Below are 6,000 nucleotides of genomic sequence, written 5' to 3' on the forward strand. Positions count from 1 at the left end.
AGTTAGTGTTAATTCAAACTTTCTTCCTCCTCCTCGTAGTTATTGTCCTCTACCCCCATCAGTTCAGAGATTTCTACGTCATCACCTAGGGGATTTTCTTCCTCTAAAATCTCCCGTGGGATCAGGCGATTATTAGACTCTAACCAATCTAAAAGGGAAGTTTCTTGCTTAAGGGGAATGACCTCAGCGAGTTGATCACGATGTAGTTCACGTAGAGCAGGATTGTACATAGGCTTCTTCAGCTAATATGGACGAGGTGAAAACCTTTAACTTTGAGTCTAGCAGTCAGCTAGAGGAAATCCTATGATTGGCAAGGCGGAACTCTTAGAAGCGATCGCAGGAAAGAATCGTGGTCTCTTAGCAAGCAAAACCGATAAAACAGCAATACTCGCAGCAGTTACCCAACTGGAAGGGAGAAACCCCACCCCTCGACCCCTTGAGGCGCAAGACTTGCTAGATGGTAACTGGCGTCTGCTATATACTACGAGTCAAGAACTTTTGAATCTTGACGGATTTCCCTTGGTACAACTGGGTCAAATCTACCAATGTGTTCGTACCTCAGATACTAAAATTTACAACATAGCTGAATTATCTGGTATTCCCTATCTCGAAGGTGTTGTCAGTGTTTGTGCTAGTTTCGAGCCAGTATCTCAATGCCGGGTTAATGTTAGGTTCGAGAGGTCTATCATTGGCCTACAAAGCTTCCTGAGCTATAGCTCTGCCAATGATTTCATTGAGCAAATCGAAGCTGGCAAAAAGTTCCCAGCTATTGACTTTCCCATCAATAGGGACAACCAACAGGGTTGGTTAGAGATCACCTATCTTGACGATGACCTGCGCATTGGACGGGGGAATCAGGGGAGTGTGTTTGTGTTAACCAAGAAATGAGTAGGGAGTAGGGAGTAGGGAGTAGGGAGTAGGGAGTAGGGAGTAGGGAGTAGGGAGTAGGGAGTAGGGAGTAGGGAGTAGGGAGTAGGGAGTAGGGAGTAGGGAGTAGGGAGTAGGGAGTAGGGGTTGGGAAAATTGACTGTACCTCATAACTATGATCAAGGCTATATCTGTTCCCTAACCCTCAACAAACAACCCTCAACAAACAACCCTCAACAAACAACCCTCAACTATGGTCATGAATTAGTAACCAGCCTCTTCTTCGTATTCTGGAGCTTTCTTTTTCTCAGGAATGTTGACTCGCGGTGCTTTGTAAGGCTCTGGGGAGCGGTCATCATCCCAGGCATCACCCTCGACTTCGTACTTGTCATAGTCCTGGGTGTTGGTTTTACCATAGGAAGGCTCGGGTGAGCTATAGACTGGCTGCTCGTAGCGCACTGGCTGAGGGGACTCTTTCCGTTCATCGCTCCAGTTATCTTCTTCTAATCTGGCTTCGACATACTTCTTCGGGACTGGTGCTTCTCGTCTGATCGGCTCTAGTTCTGGCTCTTGCCAATCGTCATCCCAGGCATCTTGGGCTCGGTTGGCATTCTCTACTGTCTGAGAGATAGGAGTACGTATTGGAATCCCCGTTCCCAGTTGATTTTCTGGTCTAGCCGTTGGAGTATAGTATGGGTCTTCTGTGTCCTTTTCCCAAGGGGGTCTGCCAATCCCCATACGCTCTAAGACCCCGACGGTTAACTGGATCAGATGCTCTTGAGCTTCCTCAAATACAATTAATCGGTCTGGACCACTGCTGACAATTTCATCAATGGGTAGCTCATAAGTACTAATAACCTGGTCGGGTATTTGGGGTAACCCTATTGATGCAATGATTAGGGCGGAAACGGTGCCATCTTCTACATTGAACTTGAAGCCTCTAACCCGACCTAAGAGTTCACCGGTTTCGGTGATCACTTCGCTGTTAATCAGGGTACTATAGGCATCGACATCAATATCTTCGATAACGTCTTGATCATCTACCAGGATGACATCACCAAATTGCCGAATGCTGCTCAGGAGCATGTACTTTGGCATACCGGCTACTGCCAGAAGGTTATCTCGCAGACCCAGTGCCACAACCTGCCGTCTGTCTATATCTACCAAGAGTTCCTTGACGACTCCGAGGCGCTTACCATTGTCACGGGTAATTACCTGAGTATTTAAGATATCGGAGCGTGGACGAATTTGTTCCGTTGTCATTATATCTCGCTTTTCCTGAGCTATACTCCTGATGGATTAAAAATAAATAATACGTGAGCATTAATACGTGAGCATTCAGCTAAAGGCCTTAGCCGTTGGCCACGCGGGGCGCGTTTGGCCACGCTACGGGAACAGCTTTCAGCTTTCAGCTAAGGTAATGCAACCCTTAGGTTGATCAACAGACTACAGAGGTTATATACAACCTCTGAACATCGGTTTTTTTTTCGTACAGGACGCCCTTCGGACGAGGGGTTCGTGGGTCGGTTCTCTCCAAAATCAATCATGAACGGCTTATAGCTGATGAGCCTTGGGCTGAATGCTTACAATAATAATGGATTTGATGAATGGGATTTTATCTAGTTAACCGTACTTTTGGGTGATAGTTTTAAACCCAATACTTGAGTGTATGCTCCCCTGGCTTGGGTAACACCAATGGTGCGTTGAGCAGACTCAATCATAGGACGGCGTAAGCTTACTACAATAAATTGCGCAAGTTTAGCCTGTTGTTTGATCATTTTAGCTAATCGCTGGACATTTGCCCCGTCCAAAAACATATCGACTTCATCAAAAGCATAAAATGGCGAGGGACGGTAGCGTTGTAGGGCAAAGATAAAGCTAAGGGCTGTGAGGGATTTTTCTCCTCCTGACATAGATGCTAGCCGCCGCACCGGTTTACCTTTGGGGTGCGCCACCAGGTTGAGTCCACCGCTAAAGGGGTCCTCTGGATCATCGAGTTGTAAATAACCGTCCCCATCGGAGAGTTCAGCAAATATGGCTTGGAAATTTTCATTGACGGCATCAAAGGCTTCTTTGAAAGCACGGTACCTCAAGGTGGTAAAGTTTTCTATCCTTAGCAACAGTTCAGTCCGTTCACCAGCTATGGTTTCCAGTTTCTCAGACAGTTCCTGGAGGCGAGTTTGAGTTCGGTCATATTCTTCTAATGCGAGCATATTCACGGGTTCCATAGCCTGTAGACGTTTCTGTCCGTTGCGCAGTTCCTTTTGTAGTTGTTCTAGTTGAGCAGCTAGGGAGTCCAAGGCAATTACCTCTGAGCTTTTTTTATCACTAGAGGGGGAAGTTTTTTTGACAATTTGAGGTATTTCTGGTAACGGGTTTGGTAATTCAGCAGCTTGGTCTTGGAGTTGAGTTTGGAGACTAGCAAGTTTTTCTGCTCTAGCAGACTGGGTTTCTTGGAGTTTTTGCTGTTGCCAAGAGGTTTCTTGGTGTTGTTGGCGCAGGTTTTGTAGGTGTTGCTCGGTGCGATCGCGTTTTTGTTTTTCTTGCCCCAATTTCTCCTCTAACTGGCGTAAGGCAACTGTAGTTTGGGTAATTTGCTCGGTGAGTGTCTCTAACTGAGTGTTAATTGCTGATTGCTGCTGTTGCCAAGATTCGATTTTGGTTTGATAGTCTGCTATTTGGCGGTGGCCTTCGGTAAGTTTATCCCTGAGGCGCTGCTGCTGATTCTCCTTCTGTTGTAGCTGTTTCTCGGTATTTCTCAAGGCTTGTTCACACTCGCGCAACTGAGTTTCTTGGGTTTTAATGGTGTTCTGAATCTGTTGCCACTCGTTATGAGTTTGAGACTCCTCCAGTTTAGCGAGTTGTTGCCGTAAGTGGGCAAGTTGGGATTCTTGTTGGGGTAACTCTATCGCTATATTTTCTAGCCGTTGAGTAGCGGCGGAGAGTTCTTGGTTGTTTTTAGCCAGAAGCGATCGCATTTGGGCTTGATTGGTCTGAGATTGCTCAATCTCCCTTTGTAACTGTTCCAAACGTAATTTGGTTTCCGAGTGTTTTGCCCTAGTTTCTGTCAATTCCTGGGTAATTTGTTTGACTGAGGCAGATTCGGTAGTAATCAATCCCTCACAATGGTTTAAAATCTGTTCAATTTCCGCTAACCGGGTTCGCAAGCTACGGATTTCAGAGGACTCCATGGTGTCACTGGTACCAAAGTGCAATCCCGAACGGTGACTGGTGCTACCACCAGTCATGGCACCGCTTATTTCCAAGATTTCCCCATCTAAGGTAACGATGCGGTGTTTACCCAAGTAGGTACGGGCATCATTGAGAGTTTCAAAGACTACCGTAGACCCAAACACGTAGGCAAAGACTTTTTGGTAACGGGGGTCGCAATCAATTAGCCTAATGGCGTAGTCAACAAAGCCTTTAGCATACCGTAGCACAACGGTTTCGGTAAATGGCCTAGGTTGGATTTTGGTCAGAGGTAAGAAGGTGGCTCTGCCAGCGCGTTTTTGTTTGAGGAGTTCGATCCCAGCCGCTGCGACACTATCATCTTCTACCACTAAATTCCCGAGGCGTGCGCCAGCGGCAATTTCTAGGGCTAGCTGATAGCGGGGTTCAACTCTACCCAATTGGGCGACTAATCCACAAACTCCTATTATACTACTTTCTAGGATAACTTTAGTAGCATAGGTCCCTTGGGCTTCTTGTTGAGCTTGGGCTTGGGCTTCTAGTTTATCGAGTTGCCGTTGTTTTTGCCGTTGTTCCCCGAGCAGGCGAGTTTGGGTTTGTTGTTGGAGTTGTAGTTGTTGTTCGGTATTCCCTAAGGATTGGGCGAGGGACTGGACTTGTTGGGCATAAGTGGTTAATTGGGTGTCTAATGCCACAGCTTGGGTTTGCTTGGTGGCGATTTCTGGTTCTAAGGTTTGCAGTTGCTGGGTTTGGTCTTCGATTTGCCGATTTAGCTGATTCTGACGCTCTTGGAGTTGAGCTTGCTCCGTGCGTTGGGGGTTGATGGTTTTGAGTAGGGTGTCGATGTGCTTGGTGAGGGTGGTTTGTTGTTGTACCCAGGCATCACTAGCGGCTGCGATCGCATTGGCTTGTTCTCGGCTTTGGTTGAGAGCAGCTTGAGCCTCATCCCGTGCCACTTGTAAGGAGGTTTTAGACAAGGTCTCTAGATCAGTTTTTTCTGCGATCAACTGTTGCAGGGTTTGCTCGACTTGTTTAATTTTCTCTTGTGTACGTTGGAGATTGACAGCGGCATTTTCTAGATTCTCAGTTAGTTCCTGCTGTCGGGTTTTTAATTGACGTTGTTCGGCTTGTTGAGTGGCAAGGGTGGATGCGATCGCAATTTGCTCTTCTTCTCCTAAGGCTTTGACCCGAGCATTGAGTTGGTCAAGTTCAGTGGTAGTTTGGTTGATTTGTTCCTCAATGCTAGTAATCTGAGCAATCAGCTGGGCTTTTTTTGTATTAGCAGCATCAATCTTCTGTTGGAGTTGGGATACTTGCTTCTGGAGCAATCGCCATTTTAGAACAATTTCCCACTGTTGCTTTTGTTGGAGTTCAGCACGGAGTTTTTGATATTTCTCAGCTTTAGCACGGTCAGCAGCTAAGCGATCGCGTTGAGCGGTCAGTTCTTGTTCAATAATTCGGCAGCGTTCTTCTCGCTCTTTAACAGTGGCCAGGGTTTGTTTAGTTTGGGTAATTTTGCGGTCAAAGGCAGCAACTCCAGCTAATTCGTCAATAATCTCCCGCCTTTCTCTGGATTTCATTGAGATAATGCTAGTGACGTCTCCTTGCTGGACAACATTGTAGCCTTCTGGGTAAACCCGCAAGCGATTGAGTTGTTCATGAAGTGCAGTAACAGTACAGGGTTCACCATTGATGTAGTACTGGGAACTGTAATTACCTTGTTTAGTGACTCGCAGCCGTCGGGTCACACTCCATTCTAGATCAGTTGCAGGTTGGTCAGGGGTTGACGGTTGTTCGAGTAGCGTGGCCTTTTGGCCAAGGTTATTGGGTTGAAGGTTATTGGGTTGAAGGTTATTGGGTTGAAGGTTATTGGGTTGAAGGTTATTGGGTTGAAGGTTATTGGGTTGAAGGTTATTGGGTTGAAGGTTATTGGGTTGAAGGTTA

At 46.5% G+C, this 6,000-nt stretch carries 5 protein-coding genes; 1 reads left to right on the plus strand and 4 read right to left on the minus strand.

The features are described from left to right. Positions 1 to 8: 8 nt before the first annotated feature. Positions 9 to 230, minus strand: coding sequence for a DUF3134 domain-containing protein (locus tag F6K51_RS25940; protein WP_293025549.1), 222 nt, complete (start codon positions 228 to 230; stop codon positions 9 to 11). A gap of 73 nt (positions 231 to 303) precedes the next feature. Between F6K51_RS25940 and F6K51_RS25945 the strand changes: the two genes are divergently transcribed. After that, complete coding sequence (locus F6K51_RS25945; protein WP_293025551.1) at positions 304 to 888, plus strand: PAP/fibrillin family protein; 585 nt, start codon at positions 304 to 306, stop codon at positions 886 to 888. Here F6K51_RS25945 and F6K51_RS25950 read toward each other — a convergent pair. The 3 genes from F6K51_RS25950 to smc form a co-directional block, all read right to left on the minus strand. Next, positions 874 to 1,038: a hypothetical protein gene (locus F6K51_RS25950; RefSeq protein ID WP_293025552.1), complete on the minus strand. Its 165-nt coding sequence runs from the start codon at positions 1,036 to 1,038 to the stop codon at positions 874 to 876. The genes F6K51_RS25945 and F6K51_RS25950 overlap by 15 nt on opposite strands. 93 nt (positions 1,039 to 1,131) lie before the next feature. Beyond that, a complete protein-coding gene (locus F6K51_RS25955; RefSeq protein WP_293025554.1) occupies positions 1,132 to 2,130 on the minus strand; it encodes a PRC-barrel domain-containing protein in 999 nt (332 codons plus the stop codon). A gap of 356 nt (positions 2,131 to 2,486) precedes the next feature. After that, a partial coding sequence (gene smc, locus F6K51_RS25960; protein WP_293025556.1) for a chromosome segregation protein SMC occupies positions 2,487 to 6,000 on the minus strand: 3,514 nt, incomplete at its 5' end.

It is taken from the genome of Moorena sp. SIO3I8 (assembly GCF_010692325.1).
Taxonomy (GTDB): Bacteria; Cyanobacteriota; Cyanobacteriia; order Cyanobacteriales; family Coleofasciculaceae; genus Moorena.